Origin of the sequence: Bacillus sp. JCM 19034 (genome assembly GCF_001310635.1) — a bacterium.
Classification (GTDB): domain Bacteria; phylum Bacillota; class Bacilli; order Bacillales; family Bacillaceae_D; genus Halalkalibacter.
Genome location: NZ_BAXR01000001.1, coordinates 371,311 through 397,240, shown reverse-complemented (window position 1 = coordinate 397,240; position 25,930 = coordinate 371,311). Strand labels below are relative to the sequence as shown.

Below are 25,930 nucleotides of genomic sequence, written 5' to 3'. Positions count from 1 at the left end.
ATTATATTTCCCCTTTCTCCATAAGCGAATAAGGCTTTAATAGTTGATGTACATACATAATTGAATGGAAAGCATACATTTCCTTTACACGAAACCCTTTCTGAAATATAAAAAGCGCTGGTACACTTTTTACCTCCCAAGTTTGTGCGAAGTCTGGTGCCTGATTAAGGTTCATACTACTAATTTGTAGTGATGGTAACATTTCTTCTACTACGTCCATCATTCTTTTAGCAAGAGAACAAGTTCCACATAAAGGTGTATAAATAAAAAGATAGACTTCTTCTCTATTTTTTATACGACTATTTACTTCATCAACTGTTATTTCAATCATAAAGCCACCTCACAAATTCACCTCTCATTGTAACAAAAATCTGCCAATATGTCTCATAAGAAAACTGTAAGTTGCATTTTTAGAATCAACCGCTCTCTTATCACCTATTGCGTCTCTAATAGAAAAGATGTATGAAAAGACTACTCTCTTTTCATACATCTTTAAAATAAAATTGGTTTTTGTCAATTACCGTTTTAAAATCATATGGTTTTGAAGCTGCCGAATTTGTTGTTGCTTTCGATTCAGCTCTTCACGTTGTTCTGGAGTAGCCGAACGAAGGAGAATATCGAGTTCATTATGCATCTCTTCTAAGTCCTCTTGTGTTTTTATGTAGTCAGACTCATCAATTTCATTTACAGTTTGTGATTTTTCAAACATTTCTTCGGCAATTTCCATCTGTTCATTAATACGATTTAATACGGTTTTAAGATGACTACGTTCAGTCAAATGATCAGCCTCCCTAAGATGAACTGACCTTACTTTTTCCTTTAAAGCAACATTCTATTCACGTAGTCTATAAATGAAATAATCAGATGCGATCATCGATGCTGGGAAAATCTCTTTTGCTGTTTGCTCTAACTGTTCAGCCATATCGGCATACCTTGAGCTGATATGAGTTAAAATAAGCGTACCAACTCGAGCCTGTTTCGCGAGCATTGCCACATCTTCAATCGTTGAATGGCCATATAAATCAGCCTGATCTTTTCGTTCTGACGTAAATGTTCCTTCATGAATCAAAAGATCGCACGTAGCTATAAACGCTTCGAAGTTTTTGACTCGTTTTGTATCACCAGCGATGACAACTGTCCTTCCCCTTTTTTAGCCCCAACAAAATCTTGCTGTAGTAATCTATCACCATTCGGTAATTCAACATAGCTTTTCTCTTTTATCTCTTGATAAATAGGACCTGGCGGTATACCGGTTTCCTTTAGTTTTTCAACGAGAAGCGGACCGGGCTTGTCTTCTTCAACCAATTTGTATGCAAAGCTATCAATGACGTGATTTAGCTTTTTAACATAAATGCTAATCCCCTGTTCAAAATATTCAAATCCATCATCAATAAACTGATAATTAATTTGATAGCCCAGAGTTGTTTTAGAGACAGTAAAAGAAGTTTCTATAAAGTCATCTATACCTTTAGGGCCAAAAATGGTTAAAGGTGTATGTCCTCCCTGAGCAGAACGTGATGACAGCAAGCCAGGTAAACCGTAAATATGATCTCCGTGTAAATGTGTTATGAAGATATGCGATATTTTCGATAGTGTAATGGTGCTCTTAAGTAATTGATGTTGCGTCGCTTCTCCGCAATCAAACAACCATACGTCTTTTTTTTGTAAAAAACGAACGGCTAGTGAACTTACATTCCTAGAAGTGGAAGGTACACCGGATCCTGTACCTAAAAAATGAAATTCCATACGTTACTCCCCAGCAAGTGCATCAGCAAATACTTTAGCATACGGTGGTAAATCTGGTGGGCGTCTGCTTGAGATAATATGACCGTCAACAACTACAGCCTCATTTACCCATGTGGCACCAGCATTTTCCATATCATCTCGTATGCCAGGTGTACTTGTAACTTTTTTACCTTCTAAAATTTTTGCTGAAATGAGAACCCAACCTGCATGACAAATTTGCCCAATTGGCTTTTTCTTTTGATCCATCTCTTTCACAATCGATAACACACCTGAATAACGCCGAAGTTTATCGGGAGCCCAACCACCAGGTACTAAAATACCATCATAATCATCTGCTTTTATTTCAGAGAACGAGAAATCTGATGTTGCTGGGACACCATATTTTCCAATGTACTTTTTATCTTTCTCATAACCAACAAGGTGTACTGTCGCTCCCTCTTCTTGTAACCGCATGATTGGATACCAAAGTTCTAGATCTTCAAATTCTTCATCAACTAATGCGATTATTTTCTTATTACTTAAACGCATACTATCACATCCTCTATTCATTGTATTGTAAGTATAACATGTTCGACTTCTTTTCAAAATTGTTACACGAGTTCTATGTTTAATATTGTCACATAAAGATAGAAAAACAGTGATGATCAAAACCTTAGGAGGTATGAATCGTGAACACGAATACAAAAGGAACTCTTTTAGTATCAACAGCGATGCTAAGCTCAGTAGGCTCTATCCTTTCTGTTCCTATTGATCAGCCTGAATCACCACTTGAATCTTCTACCCATTCGAAAAAATGGCAGCATTTTAACCCAATTCGTTTCGGTGATATGAACGGGTCCGTTTACAATCTTCAAGGTTATTTAAAAGCGTTTGACTACTATCGTGGTGAGCATGATGGGCAATATGGTCTGCTTACAAAAGAAGCTATCATCGCCTACCAGACTAAGCACAATTTAGAAGTTACAGGTGTAGCTGACGAAAAAACGCTGGAGCATCTCCTTCATTCAACAGAAATTCAGCTTAATTTTCATTCATCACAAATGATTCAATCTATGATCTATGAACAGCCAAATAATTTAAATAATGTGTTAACAGCAAACGAGGAAACTACGTCTTTACAAGGACATTCACAGCACGTGTTTCAGCAAGGTGATCAAGGTAAACAAGTAGAAAAATATCAAAAAATATTAAATGAATACGGTTATTATGATGGAGTAGACGGAATATTTGGGCCTAAAACGAAGGAAGCAGTACAATTGTTTCAACAAACTCATGATTTAAAGGTTGATGGCATTATTGGACCTGAAACGAAAGAGGCATTAACAAATGAAGGCGATATCATTACGTATGAACCTGAGCAGGTGATAGAGGTTCATTCAAATGACGAACCTAACGAACCGGAGTACACAACTGAAAATGAAGCGACTCAGGAAAAACAAGAACAAAAACAAGAACAGAAAACAAGAAAAAGATAAAACTAGTAATAGTTCTTCTATAATTGATACAGCCGAGTCACTAATAGGATCACCATATTCCTGGGGTGGTACAACTCCTTCTGGCTTTGACTGCAGTGGATTTATTCAATATGTATTTAATCAACATAATAAAAAGCTGCCACGTACAACGGAAGATCTATATAACCAAGGGGCTGATGTATCTAGCTTAGAGGTAGGAGATATCGTCTTTTTCACTACGTATCGAAGTGGCCCATCACACGCTGGCATATACTTAGGAAATCAACAATTTATTCATGCAGGTTCCTCAACGGGAGTGACGATTGCAAGTTTAGATGGAAGTTATTGGTCTGAGCGTTATTTAGGGGCAAAACGATTTTGAAATGTTATATAATTACTGCTAAAATTTTGGGATGATTCGGGAAGGAGCACTGACTTCGTTCGTTACTTCTGTAACGACAGTAGACAGTGCTTCTAAAGGGTTGTCCTACGTTTTTTATAGAATTAATTGATCAATAACTTTTATAAGATCAATGATTTGTGGTTTACTTATTTGTGCATTAGCCCTATTCCTTTTCCCTTATAAAATAAAGTTTCTGTTATAAGAGAGGAAAAGATGATTACTGGAAAATGTTTCAGCTCTTCATTTTCTTTAATTCGCTTAGTTAAATGATGGCCATCCATTTTCGGCATTTCTATATCTGTAATTATTAAATGAAGATCATCTACTAAATTGGGATCGTCTTTTCGATCATATAAATAGTTCCATAATGATTCGCCGTCCTCAAAGAATTCTATCTGATCATAACCAGCTTCTCGGAGTGTATCGCCTATTAACTTTCTGAGAGTGGCGGAGTCTTCAGCAACCGCTATTTTTTTATTACGGCGCTCACGAACGCCAAGCTGTTTAACTTTTTCAACAGAAATACTTCGTTCTGGGTTAATATCGACAATGATTTTTTCGAAATCTAATAATAAAATCATCTCATCTTCTACTTTGAGTAGACCTGTTGCCGCTGTATCGACGTTTTGTGCGAGTTCGTTTGGCTTTTGAATATCTTGCCAACTAACTCGGTGGATACGAGACACGTCATGAACGCGAAAAGCAACTTTTAATTGATTTAATTCAGATATAATAAACTTATCCTCGCTTTTGTCTTCCGAAGCTTCAAGCCCTAAAACGTCAGTTAAATTCACAACCGTTATTACTTCATCTCGCAACCGAATAATGCCTTCAATATGCTTGTGACTGTTAGGAATTGGTGTAATGGTTTGTGCTGAAATAATCTCGCGAACTTTCATGACATTAATACCGAAAAAATAAGAGCCTACTTCAAAAACGATCACTTCTAACTCATTTGTACCAGTTTCTAATAAAATTTCTTGTTTACTCTCATTCATGCCCTCACTTCTCTCCCTTAAGCTAAAAGCGTTTCAGACTTAAATTAAAAGTTGAAATAAACTTTCGTCCTTATTTAATTCTGTATAAGCAAATCCTTTATTCGATAAACGCTCAATTAGCTGATCGTAATCACTCGCATATTTCAGCTCTACTCCGAGTAAAACAGGTCCATTTGATCGATTATTCTTCTTTGTATACTCAAAACGAGTAATATCATCGTCTGGCCCTAACACTTCTGTAATAAATTCCTTTAATGCCCCTGCCCGTTGTGGGAATTGGACGATAAAGTAATGCTGCAGACCTTCATAAATTAACGAGCGCTCTCTCATCTCTTGCATTCTTCCGATATCATTATTTCCTCCACTAACGATACAAACAACGTTTTTCCCTTTAATTTCTTCGCGATAAAAATCGAGTGCAGAAATCGACATTGCCCCGCAGGCTCAGCAACAATTGCATTTTGATTATATAGCTCTAAAATTGTTGTACAGATTTTACCTTCTGGCACTAATACAACATCATCTAAAATATTTTGACAAATCGCAAATGGAATATCCCCAACTTTTTTAACAGCAGCTCCATCGACGAATTTATCAATTTTCTCTAATTGGACAACTTTTCCTTGCTTTAAAGACTCCTTCATTGAAGCTGCTCCACTAGGTTCGCATCCGATCACCTTTGTCCGGGGCTAATGCTTTTAATATACGTTCCAACTCCACTAATAAGCCCACCGCCACCAATAGAGGAAAATAAATAATCGATATTATCATCAATATCATTCATAATTTCCATGCCAACAGTTCCCTGCCCCGCTACAATCTTCTCTTGGTTGAATGGGTGAATAAAAGCCATATTGTACTCATTACAATAACTTAACGCCTCGTTGTATGAATCATCAAACGTATCACCTGTAAGTAGAACTTCAACATACTCCTTCCCAAAAAACTTAACTTGATCCACCTTTTGTCTCGGTGTGGTTGAAGGCATAAAGATCTTTCCGTGGATTTTTAACGTCCGACATGAGTACGCTACACCTTGGGCATGGTTACCGGCACTCGCACAAACAATCCCGTTATTTAACTCTTCTTCTGATAAGCTTGAAATTTGGTAATACGCTCCTCTAATTTTAAATGAGCGAACAACTTGTAAATCTTCCCGTTTTAAATAGACGTTACATTCATAACGTTCTGATAATACGTCATTTCTTTGCAAGGGTGTATGTGTGACAACATCCTTTAAACGTTGGTTTGCAATTATAATATCTTCTATATGTAAAATTCCCATGATCCTATCCCTTTCGATTCAGTTTACAGTATATCTATAGTATCACAATGCTTTTCTTTTGCGAAGTACTATGCCTAAAACGAAATTCGTATATTGAAGATTGATTATTTATTTTTTGCTTACTATAATAGAGTAGAGAGTATTTGTAGTTGGCTTTGAGGAGGGTAGGATATGAAGTTAAAAACGTTTTTATTGCAATGATAACGACATTAATCTGTTTAGTACCTGTGCAAGTATTTGCAGCAGCTGTTGAACACGGTGATGAAGCTGCAAAATCTGAACCATCAGGTTTAATTGTTACTGCACTTACGATTTTATCAATTGTCACGATGGTCTATTTAGTTTACCTCGAGATTCGTGATAACGGGTAAACCTAACTAATCATTGTTACAAGTTTAGAAAGAGTACATATAAAAAGAGAGTGAGGTTTTATTCACTCTCTTTTTATATTGATCAATAGCAAGTTTAAGTTGTGTAAGAACATAGGAAACAGACTTAAAGGTTTCCATTTGTCTTTTTCGACTAGTATTACTATAGAACGATTTAATCGCAACAATTTCTAGGTTCTCTTCCGTCTGAGAGAGTTGGACTGGGTGTAAATGTAGGGGCTTCGCATGTTGGACAAATTCTATCGCTAATGGCAGCCATTTTTCACGAACATATTTTACATGATCTGCAAATGGTTTTACATGATTATAAAAATCTACTTCATAACCATCCTTTTTAGCAACTTCAACAAAGAAGTCCTCTGCCTCCGTATTTAAATTTTGTAGTGTGTTTGTTAATGCTTCTAGTTCAATTAGCTTACTTTGTTTAATCATAATACCCTCCTATTCTTATCATACCAAATGGAGTGTATAGACTTAAAGGATGAAACCTCTTATTGATAACATTTTTTATACAGGATGATGTTCATTAAAAGCTGCAACTTTTTCTTTCATTATCAATAATGTGTTTTGAATAGACGTTAGCTCAAAGTTCATCTGTTCATTTTGTTCTTTATTTTTCTCTTCAAATTGAGATAATACGGTTTCGATCCGTTCAATTCGATTTTCCATCAAAATTCCAGATACAAAATGGTCTTCTTTCACGTTTGAATCAGTGCTACAACTCAATTCATGTTCACGTACTTGTAAGCAATAATCCATATTTGCTAACCTCCTTTATCATATAAACAGTTTTTCAATCAAGAGCATTCAATTTCCTTTACAGAAGACAAAACTAGTATTGTTTCGCCAAAGAAAGTGCTAATTCTGTATGTAATGTAGACTTTTGGATAAACTATGGAACGATTTCAACAAAAAGGAGGTCATTTTGATGGGAAAAACCAATAAAGAAACGAAACAACAAGAAAAGCAACGTAAAGAATTAAACAAAGGCGATAAAAAACTTGGTGGTCCTAACCGTCCGGCAGAATAATTAAAGTCATGAACCTCACTGAAAAAGGTAATAATAGACCTTTTTCAGTGATCATTTAGTTAATTAAAGAAGATAACGATGCAAATAACTCTAATTCAAATTCCTTCTTTTTTACCCACTGACTAATTTCCTTCGGTTTTTTTAATTTCTCTTTTTTCAAAAAACGTGCTCCGTTAAATTCAGTACTCCAATCCCTCCTATTTTCCCAACGATGCTCAATGATAGGAAATGTCCATCTTAAGTACGGACTAGTATTTGCCGATCGCCAGTTTAGAAACCTTCTATATTCCTTGCGGGAACCAATGGGTATTACTTGAGAAGCAAATTCGTAAAGTTCTCTACTCACTTCTGGATGAAAAAGCAGGTTCATTAAATGTTTGCCTAATGCTATTCGTTTTTCTACTTTTGGAAATTGTCTAATATAATAACCGTAAATACGCCCATCTAGAGTGGGAAATAATACGTAACTGAAATGAGCATGTTCTTCTAACCAATATAAAGCAGTTGAGAATACTTTTTTTCGGTATAGCTCTTGATCTATCACGGTTTGTTGAATAACAAATTGTTCATTAATAATGAGTGCAATACATAATCGTTCTTCGTCACGTTTTTCTATAAAATGTAACCATTCCTTTTGCATAAATTGGGATACGTTTAACTTTTGCAAAATCGTTAAATCAATCTCTTTCGTTTTTTTCGTGTATTCATACCATAAAAGCTGAGGATATGCATCAGCAAAAATCGTCCAATTAGCCCTTTCGTACGTGTGAAATAATAACGTTCGTTTATGGATTGGAAGAAGACCTTGAAACCATTTACTAGCTAAATCCGTTATATTCCAGCCGGCATTTCTGGAAACAGAGCTCGCTAGCAAAGCCCATCTAATTTCTGGGTGTGTTTTGTAATATTTTAAATAAAATGTGGTGCGTGATATATTATCTATATTTGCCTTATCGGTTTTATGTTTAATATAGCCCACTACATGATTTCTCATTTTTTTTCACCTTTCTACTTGAAAGTTCTAAGACAACTCTTTGTAACTTATGGTAATATAATGTGATGAAGATTATTCTTACGTTTTCTTGTTCTGTCTATTCAAATACATGCATATCAGTTTGGAAAGGCAGTGATAGTAACAATGGCAATCCATTATCCAAACGGCAAACGATTTAAACAAACGAAACCAACTTCAAAAAAAATAAAAAAAAGCCAGTCTTCAAATACAGTGTATAGTAACCGTGGAATGAACCTTGAGGAAGATTTAAATAGTACAAACCAATTTTATCTAGAGCATAATCGAGCCATTATTCATAAAAAACCAACACCTGTACAAATTGTTCAAGTCGATTATCCGAAACGCAGTGCTGCTGTTATTAAAGAGGCCTATTTTAAACAGGCATCAACAACTGATTATAATGGTGTTTATCGAGGTCGTTATCTAGATTTTGAAGCGAAGGAAACAAGAAATAAAACGTCATTTCCGTTGAATAATTTTCATGAACATCAAGTTAATCATATGGAACAAGTTATTAAACATGATGGAATCGGATTTGTTATTTTACGATTTGCATTTACTGAAGAAGTGTTTTTATTAGAAGCAGATCACTTAATCCGTTTTATCGAAAAAAGAAACCGAATCGAAAATCGATACGTAAAAAAGATATTGAAAAATACGGTCATTTGATTAAAATAGGATATCATCCTCGTATTGATTATTTAGAAATCATTGATTCGCTTTATTTCATGGACGAGTCATGATGACGATGAAAAGAAAGGGAGAATGAACGATGTCAGATCAACTGAATACTAGGCAAGCGCGTCGTCAAGCCCAAATGAAAAAGAAAAGTAATGGAAATGGAAAGTCAAAAAAGAAATTAATTAAAAAAATAGCTATCATAACGGGTATCGCAGTACTAATTGCGATGATCGTTGGTGGAATTTCAGTGTTTGCGATTATAAGTAACTCTCCTGAATTAGATGAAGAAAAGCTTGTATTGACTCAAGGAGCTTTAATCTATGATCAAAATGACGAATTTTTATCCCAGCTTGAAACTTCAGAACGGCGAATGAACGTCTCAATAAGCGATGTTCCTGTAGTCGTTCAGGATGCGTTTATAGCTGTTGAGGATATTCGTTTCCGCGAACATTTTGGGATTGATGTTCGTCGGTTATTTGGAGCAGTTGCTGCAAATATAACAGATGGTTTTGGTGCAGAAGGTGCTAGTACGATAACACAACAGCTTGTCAAAAATCTATTTCTCGAGCATGACAAGAAAATGACGCGAAAAATTCAAGAACAGTATTTAGCTATAAAACTTGAACAACAATATTCAAAGGATCAAATATTAGAAATGTATTTAAATCAAATTTATTTAGGTTCAGGTGTATACGGTATAGAACTTGCATCACAACGTTATTTTAATAAATCTGTTGATGAGCTTTCATTAGAGGATGCAGCTCTACTAGCAGGTATCCCAAGACGTCCAAGTTATTATGATCCTACTGTTAATCCTGAGGCTGCTGAAAGTAGACGAAACTTAGTTCTATCATTAATGGAACAGCATGGGAAAATAACATCCGAAGAAGCCGAGGCTGCTAAAGCTATACCGATTGAAGATCAATTAGATCTTACTGAACGAGAATCTTACCCTTATGAAGCATTCTATAATCTTGTCTTAAATGAGCTTGAGGAAATGGAAGGTATTACGAGCAGTGACATATACAATTCAGGTATAAAAGTTTATACAACGCTAGATACGAGTGCTCAAGATCACGTTGAAGCAGTATTGCAAACCGATCAATTTATTCAAGATTACCCTAATAACGAAGATTTCCAAGCTGCAATAACGTTATTAGATACGCAAACTGGTCAAATTAAAGCTGTAGGAAGTGGCCGCGAAGATAAAGGTGTTCAAAGAGGGTTTAACTATGCGACAGAAGCTAAACGACAAATCGGTTCAACGGCAAAGCCACTGCTAGATTACGGTCCTGCCATTGAGTATTTACAATGGTCAACAGGTCATATAATAGTCGATGAGGCCCATTCTTATTCCACTGGTGATCCAATTAGTAACTTTGATGGTGGCTTTAAAGGACGAATGTCTATGAGAAGAGCATTAGCTGATTCTCGAAATGTTCCGGCTATTAAAGCTTTACAAGAAGTTGGAACTGACAGAGCAAAGGAATTTGGCGAACAGCTAGGTTTAGAGATCGAAACAATGCATGAATCCTATGGTTTAGGTGCCATCTCTTTATCTACAAAGGAACTTGCAGGTGCCTACGCTGCATTTGGAAATACTGGCACGTATACAGAACCGTATTCTGTGAGAAAAATTGAATTTCCCGATGGGCGCATATTAGAATTAGAACCTGATTCACACATGGCAATGAGTGACTATACAGCATATATGATTACGGATATGTTAAAAACAGCCGTAACAAATGGTACTGGAGGTACAGCTAATATTTCTGGTTTACCTATGGCAGGTAAGACGGGGACAACAAACTTTGATAAAGATACCCGTGAAGAGTATAACATTCCAACTAATGCAGCACCGGATATTTGGTTTGCCGGTTATACAACACAATACACGGCCGCTGTGTGGACTGGATTTGACAAACATGGGCCAGATAATTATTTTCCAGGGCAGGACCCATCCCGACAAATAGCACAACGAATATTTAAAGCCGTGATGGAAGAAGTTTCAGCAAATATTGAAACACCTGACTTTACAATGCCAAATTCAGTAGTACGTGTTGGTGTTGAGCGCTCTACTGGGTTACTTCCAAGTGACTTTACGCCAAGCAGCGAAATTATTTATGAATTGTTCGTTCGAGGAAATGAACCAACTAGAGTTTCCGAAGAATATTTGGATATTGAAGCTCCTAGAAACTTGATGGCTAAGTATGAGGAAAGCTCAAATCAAATTTTAATGAGCTGGGATTATCCTGATGATTTTAAAGACCAAGTAACATTTGAAATACAAGTTTCGGTCGATGGTGGAGATCGACAAACTCTTGATCGAAAAAAGATATGCAATATATATACGGGTCTCCGGAAGAAGGTTCGACTTATGAATTTTATGTCACTGCTCTATCAAATGAACACTCGAATACTCGGAGCGATACTGCAACTGTAAAAGTAACGATCCCAGAAGCAGTTGCTGATGAACCAGATGACGACGAAATAGAGCCACCTGAAGTAGATCCAATAGATGAACCAACTGACATTCCTGATCCAATTGATGACGTTGGGAATGATGACACTGAAGAGCCGAATCAAGATGAAGAGCCAACTGAGCCGGATCAAGATCAAGACTCAATTGAAGAGCCTACCTCACCACCAACTAATGATAATGATGCGGATGATACAAATGTAGTGAATGAGGAAACGGAAGAGGAAACAGAATAATCACTTATCAATCAAAAGGGCGTATTCAATAATAACTGAATACGCCTTTTTGTTGTTGAAATCGCGTTTTACCTCAGGTAGTTAGTCGTTCACTCTCCTGAATAAACGTTGAGATCATATCAACTTCATTTTTCAATTGTTGAAATTCCGACTCATTATTAATGAGGAACGTAAAACGGTTCCATTCACGTTCGAGCTTTTCATAAAAGAGTTGATTTGCTTCTCTAACTGAATGGTCAATAAATGGTATCAATTGCTCAATCATTTCCGATTCAGTGGTTCTAAGACTTTTTTGGACACAATCTGTCCCTAAATCAACGAGTGTTTCCTTCAACCGCAGGTTTTCGCCTTCCTCAAAAAGCGGCGTAATGATTGGAATTGTTGACTATACGTATTTACATCTAATTGCAAAATGATTTCTCAGATAAATCGATGGTCAACGAATCCCCACTATAAGTTGGTGCAGACATCGATGGAAAATCGGTTTGGATTTTCTCATATATTGAATGAACCATTGATCCATTGTTTGTTTCATCTTTGCATCGACTCGGATGATCGTCGCCTGTAATTCCTGCTTTATAAAATGATCTCCTTCATTTATCCATTCAACTAATGCTGCATGTAAAGCTGCTTTTTGCTCTCGTTTTGTATCCCCGATAACGGTCGTGACATTCACACATTCTTGGTAATAATCATTTAGTTGGTATCGAATTCTTTCTCTTAAATAAACGAATAGTTGCTCAAGCTCTTGTTGACAATGTTGAGTTACAATCTCATAGCTTGTTTTTGAAATTGTTTCTTTCCATTTTTCAACGTTTTTCTTTTAGTTCTGCTTGCTTCGCTTCTTTTTGGCTTGCTTCTGCCACCATAAAATGAACGCTTTCATTCAACATATGCTTGTATCTTTTCAATTCTTCTATAAGTAAATGAAAACTTAACTGGATAATATCGTAAATTGTATTTGTATAAAAAGCTGTTTCGAACTGTTGGAAATCACGATCGACTGTCCCCTCTTGCTTTTTCTGTAAACCTTGTTTATTGATAATGAATAAAGTCGTGGATGTTTAAATCCATTCTTTTGTAATTGATCTAATATGTGATTTCGCACCCCAATTAATTCAGCACGGCTATGTGCTAAATCAGCTGCATTTAAAACAAAATATAATTTATCTTCTCTAAAGCCTTCGTTTACTTTGGCCATCTGTTGCAGAAATAACTGATCAGCTTTTGAGAAAGCATGGTTGTAATACGTAATGTAGAAAATCGCATCAGATTGCTGGACTTGCTTAAAGGCAACTTGTGTATGACGACCATGTATCGAGTTTACACCAGGAGTATCAACTAACACGACTCCGCTTTCTGTTAATGGACAGTTATAGAAAACAGTCACCTTCTCAACAAGGCAGGCATTCTCTTCTTTTGCAATAAAAGGATGTACATCTTCTAACGAAACGGTTCCTTTTTCACCTAATTCAAAACGCTGTTCCTCTTTTAATGCTGTTTGTAGCATTTCTAAATAAGAATAGTACGTTTTTTGCCACCTCGTTGTTGCACTCTTTTTTTTCGGATTCCACGTATGAATCGTTTCAAATGAAAGTTCGAGCTCTAACTGCTTTGCTACAAATTCAATTTCTTTTCGAATAGCTAATTCTGATTTCATTTGAATGATGGCAGTCTGATTTGGATGTTGCTCATCTGATTTTCGAACAATATTAACTGTTGCAGTTGTTGGATTTGGGGAAACAGGAAGAACTGATTCACCAAGTAAAGCGTTAGCAAAACTTGATTTCCCCGCACTAAATGCTCCGAATAATGAAATCGTAAACGTCCGATCTTTAAAGCGTTTGACACGTTTTAGTAGTGACTTTTTTTCCTCTTCAACCACTGGATGACCCGGAGTTTCCCCATATTTCTTTACAATATCAACCCATTCCATTATCGCCTTTTCATCAAATGTTTTATGCGTTATCGTTTGATCTTCCTCTGTATGGGCAGCAATCACACTGTCGTCAGGTAAAGCTACTTCTTTCCAATCATGTTCTTCAAATACTGGAGGAGCTTGTTGTATTATTTCATTCAATTTCCTTTCAAAATGTTCACTATCTTTGTACTTATCTGCTTCTAATTTATATTCATTAATTACATCTTGGTAATCCTTTTGTATTTCTGCGTTTTTGTCAACATAATGCTCAATCTGATTAAGCTCGTCTAAACGCTCTTTACTTTTGTTATATTCGCGATTCCAATATTCTTCCATACCTATTATGATTAGACGTAAGACAGAAGCTGCTTTCTTTCTCAAAATAGTAATTATTGCGTTAGTCCGATCTTTTGTAAACGTAAATACATAATTTCGATCTTTTGGTCCCTTTTGAACAGCCTGATAGAAAAAGTGAGCATCTAACGTAATTGGTAATTGATCAATTTCTTTCTCCACGTCAGCGCGATTTGTAAGCTGCGTTAACGGATAGGATTGAAAAATAGCCTGTAAGTGAAAGACAAGTAAGCTCTTAATCTTATCCTCTAATTCAGCAATAAGTCGATTACTATATTCCTCTCGTACTTTCTCTGTTTTCTTTTTTGCAAAGAACAAACCTGCCCGATATCCTGGTTCCATTACTTCAAGCCATTGTCGCGTTAATTCAGTTGTTGTATATGGAAATAAAGTGACATTTTTCACTAAGTCATTGAATTTGACTGTGAAATCTTCTTCTAGGCTTTTCTTGGCATTTGAAAGTTCTGCTAATGTTTCCATTAAACCTTCTCGTTCTTCAAGATCTTTTGGATTGTAACCGGCAGCAACCATTTCTTTTTTTAATTGTTCGATAGTAGCCTGACAATCATCTTGTAGGCGCAAGATCATACGTAAATAATGTCCTTGTAATAATCGTTTATTTGCAAATGGAATTAATTGTTTAGAGAAATAAAGTAATGATTGCAGTTGTTGCTTTACTACTGGCCATTCATTTAAATGATGATCAGGTGCTTTCATACTTGTGTAATGTAATTGGATGTAACGGATTCCCCATTTTTTAACGTGTCACTAACAGAGTGATCGAAGCTTTGAAATGATAATTCTTTTTCATCATGTTTATCAATTTGATTAATTATGATATAAATTGGCTTGTTTTCATCTGTTAGTTGTTTAAGAAATGACAAATTTGTCTCAGATTGAACATGGTTGTATTCCATTACATAAACAATTAAATCGGTCTCTTGTAACGCCTCTAACGTAACCTCTTGATGGGTCGGATCAGTTGAATCAACTCCAGGAGTATCATAAATCATACTCTTTTTATGTAGAAAAGGTAGTGGAGCTTGAATGGTAATAGCCTGGATATGGGCTCCATCCATCCCCCATTTCCGGACTTGATCCCACGGTATTTCACCTTCCCAATTTTTCCATTCTCCATCTTTGTTTTGTATGTTCAATCCTAGTTGGCCATGTTTGATACATATTATATTAGCACTTGTTGGAATGGGACTTGTTGGCAATAATTCTGTTCCAACTAATTGATTAAGCAGCGTTGATTTCCCCGCCGAAAAATGCCCACAAAAAGCTATTTGAAATGTTTCTTCCTTTATTTTATTCTCTAAAGCTATCTTTTTGTATCGTTCCTTTTCCGTTTCTCGAACGACTCTCTCGAGTGTTTCGACCATCCACTCCACCTACTTTTTTTCAATTAATTTCATTTTCGCAATCTTTTTTCTTTGTTCTTCAAATAAATGCTCTAATTGTACAACTGCTTGAAAATGATGAACATGCTCAATTATAAACTTTAAACGCTCCCCACAATTATATGGTTTATATAGTAACTGTTCAATGTCATTATATAAGTCAACACCTAATCTGTTAACTCTTTTACCATGTGACCAAAATAATAAATCAATATAAAGAGCAATCACGATGATTACTTTTTTATTTTTTTCAGGTTTACTGAGATTTTTTAGATTAATTTTTAGTTCAGCTAATTCTTCTTCAGCAATCTTCCATAATTCTTTTTCAAATTGTGAAAATGAAAGCCAAGGCTTTAAAGTACCAGTCATGTCAAAATAAAAAGGAAAGGAACGTATGATGTTACATCCCTTCCCTTTACCTATCATCCAATTGATATCTCCAAAAAAGGACTATGTTCATACGCTTTGTCGATCTTCATGAAACTTGGCCTTTTAAACGTTTTTTTCCTTCCCGGCATTGCTCAAAAAGCGGGCATTCGAAACATTTCGGTGATTGTGCCTTACAGTGGTACCTACCAAAAAAATCAATTGATGGTGTGAATCTGACCAACGTTCTTTTGGGATTTTTCTCATTAACGTTTCTTCGACTTCCCTCACTGAATCCTTCCAACGGCAAATACCTAATCGTTTCGAAACGCGCTCAACATGTGTATCGACGGCAATAGCTGGTACGCCAAAAGCGACTGAAGTAACAACATTAGCAGTTTTTCGTCCTACACCAGCTAACTTGATTAATTCATCACGATCGCTGGGTACTTGTCCATTATAATTTTCTATTAATGATTGCGATAGTTTTTTTATATTTTTAGCTTTACTCCGGAATAATCCGATTGAGCGAATATCTTGTTCAAGCTCCTCCAACGGAACTTGTATGTAATCCTCCGGTTTTTGATATTTTTCAAAAAGACGAGGGGTCACTTTGTTGACAAGTGCATCCGTACATTGAGCCGATAACACGACGGCAATCAATAATTCAAAAGGGTTTGAATGAACTAATTCACATTCTGCCTCAGGATAAAGTTCTGCGATAACATCTAGGGCTTCGATCGTTTGCTTCTTTGATTTTAAACTCATTTTCTACTCCTTTATGATTGCTCCAACCATTGAAATCCCGGAGCTGAATCAACTTGTGTTCTCGTTTGCTCCTGTTTTACTGGCTGTTGGTATTTTCGAAATTTCTCACCATGTTCTTTCGCTTGCTCAACTGTTTTAATTCCATTTCGTTTCCATTCAAATAATATTCGATCAATATATCGAAAGTTGAGCTTTCCCGAAACAACAGCTTCTCGAAGTGCAGCCAATATCATTTTCGGGGTATGTTGATCTTGGTCAATCCACATCGACAACGTTTCTACTTCAATTGGCGAAAGTGGGCGTGAAAATTCCTCTTCAAATCGTTTAAATAATTGACCTTCCTCTTGTTGCTTCGTCTGCTCGCTTTGAATATGCTCCTCTTTGTTTAAAGCATTGATTAGCTTTAACCATAAAGGCTCCAATGTAAGCATTTCATAGAGAATACCGTTTTCATCCCATCTTTTTTCAATAGATAAAAATTGATTTTTTAATAAACGACCAATTATATTCGAACACATTGATGAAGAAATATTCATTCTTTCGCTTACAAGATCAGCGGTCGGAAACGGCTCTCCTTCATCAATAAATGATTGAATGTGTAGAATAATCACTAGCTCTTCTTCTTTTAAATATAATTCCTTATAATGCTTTAATAATAGAGCAGGAATTGTCACGAAACGTTGTGTTGTCCATTTTTGTAATATTTTTTCGTTCATTTGCGAAACACCTCTTCCTTTTATTATAACATGAGAGTCGCAAACATTAACTACAGAACATTTTGCTAATAGCAACTCCCCCTCTTAAATGATAAAGGAATAAGAAGAAGGATAGGAGAGCAGTAAATATAACTGCTCCACCCATCCTTATTTGTACAACAACAACAATATACTACCGATAAAAATCAAATTAAATGCAATAGTTTATTTTTAGTTTCTTACAAACTAGTTACACCGATTCAACAATACTAAGCAGCGTTCCTTTAATAAAAAAAGTCCCATAATTGATAGTATAGAACCATCGCTTTCCCATTAGTCTTTTCTTCAGATTGGACATTTAAAATATAAGTCAACTTGCCGTTTTACAACAAAAGAGAACATCACCCAATCATTATAAGTGATGTTCTAGGCTGAATAAAACCCAATTCTTACATGTTACATAGTAAGCTTTCGTTCAATTTAAGGATATAAGCGATTTAACAAGCGAGGAAAAGGAATCGTTTCACGCACATGCTCCACTCCTGTTATCCAAGCAACCGTGCGCTCTAATCCTAGGCCAAATCCTGAATGTGGTACGGAACCATATTTCCTTAATTCTAAATACCATTGATACGCTTCTTCAGATAACTGATGCAAGGCAACCATTTGCTCTAATAAATTGTAATCATGAATACGTTCTGAACCACCAATGATTTCACCATACCCTTCTGGGGCAATTAGATCTGCACATAGTACAACTTCTTTGCGGTCCTGATCAGGCTGCATATAAAAAGGCTTCAATGTGGTCGGGTAATGAGTAATGAAAACCGGCTTATCATAATGGTTTGCGATCGCCGTTTCATGTGGTGCACCAAAGTCATCTCCCCATTTAATGTCATTATATCCATTTTCGTGTAAAAAGGTAATAGCTTCATCATACGTTATTCTTGGGAATGGTGCTTTTATCTTTTCAAGTTGAGTTATATCACGCTCTAACGTTTTTAATTCGAGCTGACAATTTTTCAAAACTGCTTGGACGATAAACGTAACAAATTGCTCCTGTACCTCTAAATTCTCTTCAAATTCAACAAATGCCATTTCCGGTTCAATCATCCAAAATTCAATTAAATGTCTTCTTGTCTTTGATTTTTCTGCTCGGAAAGTTGGACCAAACGAGAAAACTCGTCCTAACGCCATCGCAGCTGCTTCCATATATAATTGACCACTTTGTGATAGATAGGCTTGTTCATCAAAATAATTTGTAGCAAACAATTCTGACGTACCTTCAGGAGCACTACCCGTTAAGATAGGCGGATCAACTTTAACAAAATCATTCTCATTAAAGAATTCATAGATCGCACGAATGATTTCGTTACGTATTTTCATAATTGCATGCTGACGTTTAGATCGTAGCCATAAATGACGATGGTCCATCAAAAATTCTGTTCCGTGATTTTTCGGTGTAATCGGATAACCATCAGCCTCTTGAATCAATTGAAATGACGTTACCGTAAGCTCATATCCTGATGGTGCACGTTCATCCTCACGAACGATACCAGTGACATACAATGAACTTTCTTGCGTCAATGATTTCGCTTGCTGGAACAGCTCTTCGCCAACATCTGCTTTTACAACTACCCCTTGAATAAAGCCAGTCCCATCACGCAATTGTAGAAAGGCTATTTTGCCACTTGAACGCTTATTCGCTAACCAAGCCCCAATCGTTACTTCTTTATTAGAAAATTGACCAATTTTTGCAATAGTCGTTTTCAATATGTACCCTCCAATATTCAATCATCTATTATAGTTAATATTATACCCATATCATACATTTGTGAAAAGTAAATAGAAATGAACAGGGACAGGCCCAAAAGGTTAACCGACCTTTTAAGACTGTCCCTTGTATTTTGCATTACTTAGAATGATTCTTAATGAAGTTCTCGATTCGGTTTAATGCTTCCTCAAGTAAATCATAAGAAGTCGCATATGATAAGCGTACATTGTTATGTGCTCCAAATCCTGAACCGGGAACAAGTGCTACTTTTTCCTCTTCCAGTAACGCAGCAACCCAATCATCAACGGAGTCAAACCCGTTCATTTTAACGGCTTCGCTTACATTAGGGAAAAGATAAAATGCTCCTTTAGGTTTAACACATGAAATACCAGGAATGCTTATTAATTTTTCATACACACCATTTAAGCGTTCTTCGAAGGCAGATCTCATTTTTTCAACGGAACCATCATCTTGCTTATATGCTGCAATTGTTCCATATTGAGCACTCGTCGTAGGATTAGACGTACTATGACTTGCTAAATTTGTCATTGCTTTAATGATATTCGGATCACCTGCTGCATATCCAATTCTCCATCCTGTCATGGAATGTGATTTTGATACACCATTTACAACGATGGTTTGTTGCTTTAAGTCATCAGATAATTGAGCAATCGACGTATGTTTCGCACCATCATAGACTAACTTCTCATAAATCTCATCTGACACAATTAAAACGTCATGCTTTACACAAACCTCACCAAGTGCCTTCAACTCGTCTTCACTATACATCGATCCTGTAGGATTACTCGGTGAATTTAAAATAAATGCCTTTGTTTTATTCGTAATCGCTTTTTCAACTTGTTCTGCCGTTACTTTAAATTCGTTTTCCTCAAGCCCATCGATATAAACAGGCTGTCCTCCTGCAAGCTTCACTTGCTCTGGGTAGCTTACCCAATAAGGAGTTGGGATAATCACTTCATCTTCGGCATCTAGAATAGCTTGAAATAGCGTATAAAGAACATGTTTTGCACCAGAACCGACTAATATATTCTCACGCTTATAGTCGATTTGCTGATCGATTTTAAACTTATTAATAATCGCATCCTTTAATGCCGGTAGCCCAGCTGAAGGAGTATATTTCGTATGTCCCTCTTCCATTGAACGAATAGCTGCATCAATTATGTATTGTGGCGTATTGAAATCGGGTTCACCTGCACCTAACCCTATTACATCATGACCTTGCTCTCTCAATTCCTTTGCCTTCGCTGTTATCGCTAACGTTGACGAAGGTGTTAAAGTTGATACTCTTTTTGATAAATTCATATATTTTTCCCTCCTACTATATACTATACACGATCATCACTGATTCGCAATAAGTCGAATAAAGATTTGTCATTCAATTCGTAATGAATATCTTTTGATAAGCGTACCATCTTTAAAGTGTAAATAATAATAAGATTTTCGTTCATTTTCATTAATAAATGTTATTTCATATAAAGGTCGATTTCGTTCTAAACCTATTCGTATCGCTTGTAATTCGACTATTGGCTCATGTTGATGTACTAACGATATTGCTTCTTCTTCTGTAATGCCTTCATCGACATTCGCTTCGTAAGCAGTCGTTAAATCATCTGTTACCCAAACATAACGTTCAATGGAGTCTAATTCACCTCGTGCAACATAAACAACTTCTTGGCCATGATAATAAGATATTTCGTCAATCGAATCTAGAAGGTCTTGGTTTAACACATATCGTTCCACTTGATCAAATTGCTCCACAAGTGGTTCTCTGATGATTGTAAAAAAGTATATACTACCTGCTATAAGAAGCATGAAAACAATAAAGGTAAAGGATATGATCCACTTTTTCATAATAACCCTACGTTCTATAAATGGTGAAAACCATTTTTTCCTCATTAGTTTGATCAAGAGCTAGACCAAACATTAAATCCTGCTCTTTTAAAGTACGGTTTAATGAATCGACAATTTTATATAGATCGCTTGTTCGATTCACCGTAACCTTTGATAAAACTTCCATTTTTTGTTCCATCTATGTTCCCCTCCATTAATGTGTAATTAAGCAAGAAAATGAGCTTTTGTAAGCGAAATAGGAATGTATGTAGATTCTCGGTATATCAGCTTATCAAATGTTCTTAACGTTCATTTACTTCTTTGTATGCTTTATTTGCTTCAAAGATGATCTTTTCCAGGTCCAATGTAACAAGTTCTTTCTTTCTTACTAATGCTTTTCCTTGTACATACACATCTGTGACATCCGACCCTTTTGCTGCATAAACCAAATGAGAATAAACATGATCATTAGGCTGTAAGTGTGGGCTTTCATAAGAAAGTAATATAAAGTCTGCATCATACCCAACCTCTATTTGCCCCACACCCTGTAAAGATAATGCTTTAGCTCCATTAACTGTAACAAGTTTTAATGCTTCATATGCCGGAATAGTTGTTGAATCTTGTTTTATTCCTTTTTGCACCAAAGTACCAACGCGTAATTCTTCAAATAAATCTAACGTATTATTTGATGCTACACTATCAGTACCAATGGATACATTAATGCCTTCTTCTAACATTTGTGCAATAGGTGCTATCCCTGATCCGAGCTTTAAATTACTTTTTGGATTATAACTTACTGATAGTTGATAGTTTGCCATAGCTTTTATTTGCTCTTGTGATAAGTGAACACAGTGTGCAAAAAGCCAAGGTGTTTTATCTAATACTTTTAATTTTTGCAAATGATCAAAAGGATGAACACCATACGTATTAATATGGTCCTCAACTTCTTTTTTTGTTTCAGCTAAGTGCATATGAATCGGAAGCTGTAACGTTGCGGCTTCCTCAACAATTCGTTCAATAAAATCAGGTGGACACGTATATGGAGCATGAGGAGCCAACATCATTTGAATACGATTATTGGCTGACTTATGCCATGTCTTAGCTAAGGTAACGGCTTCCTGTAATTTTTCCTCTTGCTCTCGTGTTGGACAAAGCCCAATCATTGAGCGCATTAAGGTTGCACGCATTCCTATTTCTGCTAACTGCTCCGCAAAATCGTCAATATACAAATGATACATTTCCAGAAATGTTGTCGTACCAGATAAAAGCATTTCAGCAACAGCTAATTGACGACCAGCACGAACCGATTCTCTATCTAATTTAGCTTCGAATGGCCACATTTTTTCTTTAAGCCATCGATGTAACGGTAAATCATCAGAATAACCACGTAATAGCGACATTCCAGTGTGTCCATGAGTATTAATGAATCCAGCAGTAGCCACTTCCCATTTGCATTAATAACTTCTAGACTTTCGGCTTCAAGTTGGGCTGAGGGATTCCCGCTTGCAATACGCTCAAACTGTCCATCTTTCACCACGACATAGCCTTCAACTATCCCAACATCAGTCATTGTCACAATTTTTGCATTTTTAATTATAATTGACATGAACGATATGTGTCTCCTTTTCCTTTATAAATACGTATGATGATCTTTTAATAATTGATCAAATTCCCCTTTATAAACAGGTACATCTGGTAGTGATAAAATAAACTGCTTTCCATATCGTGAGCTCGTAATACGTCGATCAAACACAAATACTGCCCCTTTGTCTGTCATAGAACGAATTAATCTACCAAATCCCTGTTTAAAGCGAATAATCGCTTGAGGTAATGAAATATCCATGAAAGGATTTCCACCTTCTTCTTTAACTTTCTCAAATTGAGCTTGAATTAAAGGATCATCTGGTGGTGAAAATGGTAACCGAACAATGACAACGGTCGTTAACTCGTTTCCAGGTAAGTCAATTCCTTCCCAAAAACTACTTGTCCCAAATAACATTGCCTGCTCACTTTGTTTAAACATTTTCATTAATTTCACACGACTTCCTGACGTTATCCCTTGTCCGATTAAATGGAGAATATGATCCTCATTCCACTTTCTCATGAAGTCATAAACGATCCGAAGCATTTCATACGATGTAAATAATACGAGCGTCTTTCCCTCAGTCATTGATGATAAGCGCCATAGCTTTTTGGCGACTTCATAAGAAAATTGCTCCATTGTCACTTCTTTAATCGCAGGTATATCAGTTGGTATTAACAAACGTGCTTGCTCTTTATAATTGAAAGGGGAGCCAATAATGGACGTTTGTGGAGCAAAATCCTCTAATCCTAATCGTTTAATTTGAAATGAAAATGATCCGTTAACCGCTAATGTAGCAGATGTTAAGATGACACTTTTTTTTCTTTGCAAAAAAACCGTCAGCTAGCAATTGCGACACGTCTAAAGGTTTACTATATAGATAAGTTGCATTGCGTGCACCTCTAGGTTCAATTTCAGCCCAATAAACAGCATCTGGATCATATTCTAATAGTAATTGGTATAATTTATCTTCTTCCTCATTTAAAAGAGTCACCCATTTTTCTAATTCCGATAGAAAAGATGCATCAGTGTAAGTGAGCTTCTCATTTCCTTCTTTTATTGGCACTAAAAGTTCCTTAAACGAAGAAATCACTTTTTTGACGTTACTATGTATTCTCATCATACATTCCAATATTGCTTGCCAGAGTGCTCCTTGCTCCTTAAAACTAAAATACCGGTATCGAACACGGCCAACATCTGTTGTCGTTAGCTGTTGGTTCTGTTGAATATACGCATATAGCATTCGAAATAATTCATCAATTTCTTCCTTCGCTCCGATTAATTGTTTAAAAAGAAGATCTGAGGTTGAAATAGGTAACTGTAGCCGATTGTAAATGGCTGTTAATTGATCATACCAATGATAATCTTGATCAGATGATAACCGTTGAAAGATATGGCAAATGCCACATAATCTGTCCTTAAACCGAGATGATCACTTGCCACTTCTTCTAAATGGTGTGCCTCATCTAAAATAACATGGGAATGAGCAGGTAAAATCGCTTTCTCATGCAATAAATCTGTACATAATAGGGCATGGTTTGTAACAACAATATGTGCTAGTTGAGCGTCTCTTCGAACACGATGATAAAAACACCTTGTGAACCAAGGATTTGCCCTCCCGATGTCACTACTTGCATCACTCTGGACTTCATACCATAATGATTTTGCACCAGCAGGAATCATGATTTCATCGATATCACCTGTCATCGTTTCTGTTAACCAGACGAGTATCATACATTTTGTTAGATTCACTTCATAACTAGTATGTTCTATTGATAAGCTTTGCTCAAATTTGCGCAAACATAAATAGTGATTTCGCCCCTTTAATAAAACCATATGAACAGGGAATTTAACAAGCTTTTCTAATATTGGCAAGTCTCTTTTTAACAACTGCTCTTGTAAAGGTATCGTTTGTGTACTCACAATGACAGGTTGCTTTTGCTTAATTGCATAAAAAAGAGCCGGGAGTAAATAAGCTAAGGATTTTCCTGTACCAGTACCTGCCTCAATTAATTTGTATTCATTATGCAAGAAAGCCTCATGAACTTCCTGCATCATTTGTTCCTGTCCTTTACGCCGTTCAAAATGATCAAAAGCCATTTTCGATACCTTTTTATAATCGGACTTGATAAACTCCTCATAAGAGAGTACATTCTCTGATTGCTTTGGAAGTGTATCAGGAACTTTCCTGATCGCTAATTGTCGATAACAGTCAAACTTTTCCTCATTTGATTGTGTGGCTTTCTTTTGTTGAATGATGTCAGACAAGATAGGCTCAAAATTGCTTTTTAACTTCCTCATTAGAGGAATTAATTGCTGTAATGTCACTATTGGTAGTGAACGACACTTTGTCACTATTTTGTGGAAAAGAGCAGCCGTTACTAACGCATCACTGTCGGCCTGATGGGGACGGTCATGTTCATATCCAAGCTCATCTGCTAGTTCACTTAATTTATAGCTTGTCTGTCTTGGCAAAAAATACGGGCAAGTTCAACCGTATCAACAACTGGAATATCAGGAAAGCTAAAGCCTTCAAGTTCGAACTGTTTCTTCAAAAAGCTATGATCAAAATCAACATTGTGAGCTACTAAGCAACTATCCTTTAGTAAATCTAGTAACGTCGGGATAATTGTTCGAAATTTTGGTGCTCCTTCAAGCATATCAACAGTAATTCCTGTTAATTCTTCAATAAAAGCTGGTATTGACACCCCTGGTTCCACAAATGATGAATAGGTCGAGAGAATATCACTATTTGAACAAACAACTGCACCAATTTGTATAATGCGGTCGCCTTTTTCCACGGAATGCCCCGTAGTTTCTAAGTCTATAACAACAAAACGATCGTACATGCGTACACCTCTATTTCATTCAACTTTAATCGTTGAATTTAAAAGAAGCCTTGAATTCTAAGGAAATGATTTTTAAGACTTCTTTTTGATTCTGTTCTAAATTAAACACTGTTTACAATATCATTCAAGTAGGCGTTCACCTTAAATTATACACAACTTCTACTCAGGTTGTAACTGAGTAGCCAGCATTATAAATAAGAAAATTCCCTTCTTCTAAATCAACTACTTAAAGTGTTTATCGAAGAAGAAGGGAATATGCGTTATGTTCGAGTTGTAGAAGCTAACTCAGTTCCTAACATTTCGACAATTTCATTATTTTCATTCATAATCGCTACTTTTGGTACATGCTTTTGTGCTTGTTCATCGGTCATCATTGCGTATGTTAAGACAATAATAATGTCACCTTCTTGAACGAGACGTGCTGCTGCACCGTTTAAGCACATTACCTTACTTCCTCTTTCCCCTTTAATTACATATGTTTCAAATCTTGCACCATTATTATTGTTTACAATTTGCACTTTTTCATTTTCTAATATATTTACAGCATCCATAATGTCTTCATCAATCGTAATACTACCTATATAATTTAAATTTGACTCTGTCACTCTAGCACGATGTATTTTTGATTTCATCATCGTTCTAAACATGGCA

Annotated in this window: 30 protein-coding genes and 4 pseudogenes; 7 read left to right on the top strand and 27 right to left on the bottom strand. The window is 36.1% G+C overall.

The genetic code is table 11. From position 1 onward, the window contains the following. Nucleotide 1: 1 nt before the first annotated feature. The 5 genes from JCM19034_RS02085 to JCM19034_RS02070 all read right to left on the bottom strand — a co-directional run bounded on the left by JCM19034_RS02085 (nucleotide 2) and on the right by JCM19034_RS02070 (nucleotide 2,274). A complete protein-coding gene (locus JCM19034_RS02085) occupies nucleotides 2-331 on the bottom strand; it encodes a thioredoxin family protein (protein WP_062046875.1) in 330 nt (109 codons plus the stop codon). A gap of 186 nt (nucleotides 332-517) precedes the next feature. Then, nucleotides 518-778, bottom strand: a complete 261-nt coding sequence (locus JCM19034_RS02080) for a DUF2524 family protein (protein ID WP_062046874.1) — start codon at nucleotides 776-778, stop codon at nucleotides 518-520. Between the two features lie 54 nt (nucleotides 779-832). Next, on the bottom strand, nucleotides 833-1,087 hold the full coding sequence (locus JCM19034_RS24465) for a hypothetical protein (RefSeq protein WP_370621801.1): 255 nt from the start codon (nucleotides 1,085-1,087) through the stop codon (nucleotides 833-835). Beyond that, complete coding sequence (locus JCM19034_RS02075) at nucleotides 1,084-1,746, bottom strand: MBL fold metallo-hydrolase (protein WP_370621774.1); 663 nt, start codon at nucleotides 1,744-1,746, stop codon at nucleotides 1,084-1,086. The genes JCM19034_RS24465 and JCM19034_RS02075 overlap by 4 nt, the downstream gene beginning before the upstream one ends. A 3-nt stretch (nucleotides 1,747-1,749) precedes the next feature. Beyond that, the gene (locus JCM19034_RS02070; protein ID WP_062046873.1) at nucleotides 1,750-2,274 is read right to left on the bottom strand and encodes a type 1 glutamine amidotransferase domain-containing protein; all 525 of its coding nucleotides are present in this window, start codon (nucleotides 2,272-2,274) and stop codon (nucleotides 1,750-1,752) included. Nucleotides 2,275-2,414: 140 nt separating this feature from the next. On the opposite strand from JCM19034_RS02070, the gene JCM19034_RS02065 reads away from it, so the two are divergent. Together JCM19034_RS02065 and JCM19034_RS02060 are read left to right on the top strand one after the other, a co-directional pair. Next, complete coding sequence (locus JCM19034_RS02065) at nucleotides 2,415-3,221, top strand: peptidoglycan-binding protein (protein ID WP_062046872.1); 807 nt, start codon at nucleotides 2,415-2,417, stop codon at nucleotides 3,219-3,221. A gap of 37 nt (nucleotides 3,222-3,258) precedes the next feature. Then, nucleotides 3,259-3,582: pseudogene (locus JCM19034_RS02060) on the top strand (C40 family peptidase); the annotation flags it as partial. Between the two features lie 167 nt (nucleotides 3,583-3,749). Here the strand turns inward: JCM19034_RS02060 and JCM19034_RS02055 are convergent. Together JCM19034_RS02055 and ilvA are read right to left on the bottom strand one after the other, a co-directional pair. Further along, nucleotides 3,750-4,601 (bottom strand): chemotaxis protein, encoded by an 852-nt coding sequence (locus JCM19034_RS02055; protein ID WP_370621773.1) that lies wholly within the window; start codon nucleotides 4,599-4,601, stop codon nucleotides 3,750-3,752. Nucleotides 4,602-4,640: 39 nt separating this feature from the next. Continuing rightward, nucleotides 4,641-5,886: pseudogene (ilvA, locus tag JCM19034_RS02050) on the bottom strand (threonine ammonia-lyase IlvA). Nucleotides 5,887-6,035: 149 nt separating this feature from the next. On the opposite strand from ilvA, the gene JCM19034_RS21480 reads away from it, so the two are divergent. Next, complete coding sequence (locus JCM19034_RS21480) at nucleotides 6,036-6,257, top strand: hypothetical protein (RefSeq protein ID WP_156323843.1); 222 nt, start codon at nucleotides 6,036-6,038, stop codon at nucleotides 6,255-6,257. Nucleotides 6,258-6,281: 24 nt separating this feature from the next. Here JCM19034_RS21480 and JCM19034_RS02045 read toward each other — a convergent pair whose 3' ends face one another. Both JCM19034_RS02045 and JCM19034_RS02040 read right to left on the bottom strand, forming a co-directional pair. Next, nucleotides 6,282-6,707: a YppE family protein gene (locus tag JCM19034_RS02045; protein ID WP_062046868.1), complete on the bottom strand. Its 426-nt coding sequence runs from the start codon at nucleotides 6,705-6,707 to the stop codon at nucleotides 6,282-6,284. Nucleotides 6,708-6,782: 75 nt separating this feature from the next. Continuing rightward, nucleotides 6,783-7,034, bottom strand: coding sequence for a hypothetical protein (locus JCM19034_RS02040; protein WP_062046866.1), 252 nt, complete (start codon nucleotides 7,032-7,034; stop codon nucleotides 6,783-6,785). A 169-nt stretch (nucleotides 7,035-7,203) separates the two neighbouring features. Between JCM19034_RS02040 and JCM19034_RS22140 the strand changes: the two genes are divergently transcribed. Continuing rightward, nucleotides 7,204-7,305, top strand: coding sequence for a spore protein (locus JCM19034_RS22140; protein WP_231686764.1), 102 nt, complete (start codon nucleotides 7,204-7,206; stop codon nucleotides 7,303-7,305). Nucleotides 7,306-7,360: 55 nt separating this feature from the next. Here the strand turns inward: JCM19034_RS22140 and JCM19034_RS02035 are convergent, their stop codons facing one another. Next, complete coding sequence (locus JCM19034_RS02035) at nucleotides 7,361-8,299, bottom strand: DUF2515 family protein (RefSeq protein ID WP_062046864.1); 939 nt, start codon at nucleotides 8,297-8,299, stop codon at nucleotides 7,361-7,363. A 144-nt stretch (nucleotides 8,300-8,443) separates the two neighbouring features. Here JCM19034_RS02035 and recU point away from each other — a divergent pair. From recU to JCM19034_RS22710, 3 genes and pseudogenes are all read left to right on the top strand, one after another. After that, nucleotides 8,444-8,976 (top strand): annotated as a pseudogene (gene recU / locus JCM19034_RS02030) (Holliday junction resolvase RecU); the annotation flags it as partial. Between the two features lie 116 nt (nucleotides 8,977-9,092). Beyond that, nucleotides 9,093-11,444 (top strand): transglycosylase domain-containing protein, encoded by a 2,352-nt coding sequence (locus JCM19034_RS02025; protein ID WP_231686763.1) that lies wholly within the window; start codon nucleotides 9,093-9,095, stop codon nucleotides 11,442-11,444. Beyond that, on the top strand, nucleotides 11,339-11,716 hold the full coding sequence (locus JCM19034_RS22710) for a hypothetical protein (RefSeq protein ID WP_231686762.1): 378 nt from the start codon (nucleotides 11,339-11,341) through the stop codon (nucleotides 11,714-11,716). The genes JCM19034_RS02025 and JCM19034_RS22710 overlap by 106 nt, the downstream gene beginning before the upstream one ends. Before the next feature lie 73 nt (nucleotides 11,717-11,789). On the opposite strand, the gene JCM19034_RS02020 is transcribed toward JCM19034_RS22710, so the two are convergent. The 17 genes and pseudogenes from JCM19034_RS02020 to panD all read right to left on the bottom strand — a co-directional run bounded on the left by JCM19034_RS02020 (nucleotide 11,790) and on the right by panD (nucleotide 25,926). Beyond that, the gene (locus JCM19034_RS02020; RefSeq protein ID WP_062046862.1) at nucleotides 11,790-12,050 is read right to left on the bottom strand and encodes a hypothetical protein; all 261 of its coding nucleotides are present in this window, start codon (nucleotides 12,048-12,050) and stop codon (nucleotides 11,790-11,792) included. A gap of 102 nt (nucleotides 12,051-12,152) precedes the next feature. Then, nucleotides 12,153-12,392 carry a hypothetical protein gene (locus tag JCM19034_RS02015; RefSeq protein WP_062046859.1) on the bottom strand — a complete coding sequence of 80 codons (240 nt, stop codon included), beginning with the start codon at nucleotides 12,390-12,392 and terminating at the stop codon, nucleotides 12,153-12,155. Nucleotides 12,393-12,650: 258 nt separating this feature from the next. Further along, nucleotides 12,651-14,708: a dynamin family protein gene (locus JCM19034_RS02010; protein ID WP_062046856.1), complete on the bottom strand. Its 2,058-nt coding sequence runs from the start codon at nucleotides 14,706-14,708 to the stop codon at nucleotides 12,651-12,653. Continuing rightward, nucleotides 14,705-15,376, bottom strand: a complete 672-nt coding sequence (locus tag JCM19034_RS02005; RefSeq protein WP_062046854.1) for a dynamin family protein — start codon at nucleotides 15,374-15,376, stop codon at nucleotides 14,705-14,707. The genes JCM19034_RS02010 and JCM19034_RS02005 overlap by 4 nt, the downstream gene beginning before the upstream one ends. Nucleotides 15,377-15,385: 9 nt before the next feature. Continuing rightward, nucleotides 15,386-15,820 (bottom strand): YpoC family protein, encoded by a 435-nt coding sequence (locus JCM19034_RS02000; RefSeq protein ID WP_062046853.1) that lies wholly within the window; start codon nucleotides 15,818-15,820, stop codon nucleotides 15,386-15,388. Nucleotides 15,821-15,869: 49 nt separating this feature from the next. After that, nucleotides 15,870-16,528: pseudogene (gene nth / locus JCM19034_RS01995) on the bottom strand (endonuclease III). 11 nt (nucleotides 16,529-16,539) lie between these two features. Then, nucleotides 16,540-17,244 (bottom strand): DnaD domain-containing protein, encoded by a 705-nt coding sequence (locus tag JCM19034_RS01990; RefSeq protein WP_062046850.1) that lies wholly within the window; start codon nucleotides 17,242-17,244, stop codon nucleotides 16,540-16,542. Nucleotides 17,245-17,703: 459 nt separating this feature from the next. Then, nucleotides 17,704-18,996: an asparagine--tRNA ligase gene (gene asnS, locus JCM19034_RS01985; RefSeq protein WP_062046849.1), complete on the bottom strand. Its 1,293-nt coding sequence runs from the start codon at nucleotides 18,994-18,996 to the stop codon at nucleotides 17,704-17,706. A 139-nt stretch (nucleotides 18,997-19,135) separates the two neighbouring features. Beyond that, nucleotides 19,136-20,320, bottom strand: a complete 1,185-nt coding sequence (locus JCM19034_RS01980; RefSeq protein WP_062046846.1) for a pyridoxal phosphate-dependent aminotransferase — start codon at nucleotides 20,318-20,320, stop codon at nucleotides 19,136-19,138. Nucleotides 20,321-20,389: 69 nt separating this feature from the next. After that, nucleotides 20,390-20,869, bottom strand: a complete 480-nt coding sequence (locus JCM19034_RS01975; protein ID WP_197276325.1) for a PepSY domain-containing protein — start codon at nucleotides 20,867-20,869, stop codon at nucleotides 20,390-20,392. 7 nt (nucleotides 20,870-20,876) lie between these two features. Beyond that, nucleotides 20,877-21,047 carry a YpmA family protein gene (locus tag JCM19034_RS20755; protein ID WP_082393682.1) on the bottom strand — a complete coding sequence of 57 codons (171 nt, stop codon included), beginning with the start codon at nucleotides 21,045-21,047 and terminating at the stop codon, nucleotides 20,877-20,879. 103 nt (nucleotides 21,048-21,150) lie between these two features. Then, nucleotides 21,151-22,248, bottom strand: a complete 1,098-nt coding sequence (locus JCM19034_RS01970; protein WP_231686761.1) for an amidohydrolase — start codon at nucleotides 22,246-22,248, stop codon at nucleotides 21,151-21,153. A 230-nt stretch (nucleotides 22,249-22,478) separates the two neighbouring features. Next, complete coding sequence (locus JCM19034_RS22705) at nucleotides 22,479-23,261, bottom strand: helicase C-terminal domain-containing protein (protein ID WP_231686760.1); 783 nt, start codon at nucleotides 23,259-23,261, stop codon at nucleotides 22,479-22,481. Then, the gene (locus tag JCM19034_RS22700) at nucleotides 23,212-23,673 is read right to left on the bottom strand and encodes a hypothetical protein (protein WP_231686759.1); all 462 of its coding nucleotides are present in this window, start codon (nucleotides 23,671-23,673) and stop codon (nucleotides 23,212-23,214) included. The genes JCM19034_RS22705 and JCM19034_RS22700 overlap by 50 nt, the downstream gene beginning before the upstream one ends. A gap of 98 nt (nucleotides 23,674-23,771) precedes the next feature. After that, nucleotides 23,772-24,905, bottom strand: a complete 1,134-nt coding sequence (locus tag JCM19034_RS22695) for a DEAD/DEAH box helicase (protein WP_231686758.1) — start codon at nucleotides 24,903-24,905, stop codon at nucleotides 23,772-23,774. Further along, nucleotides 24,878-25,279, bottom strand: a complete 402-nt coding sequence (locus JCM19034_RS22690) for an exonuclease domain-containing protein (RefSeq protein ID WP_231686757.1) — start codon at nucleotides 25,277-25,279, stop codon at nucleotides 24,878-24,880. The genes JCM19034_RS22695 and JCM19034_RS22690 overlap by 28 nt, the downstream gene beginning before the upstream one ends. 260 nt (nucleotides 25,280-25,539) lie before the next feature. Then, a complete protein-coding gene (panD, locus tag JCM19034_RS01960) occupies nucleotides 25,540-25,926 on the bottom strand; it encodes an aspartate 1-decarboxylase (RefSeq protein ID WP_062047335.1) in 387 nt (128 codons plus the stop codon). Nucleotides 25,927-25,930 lie beyond the last annotated feature (4 nt).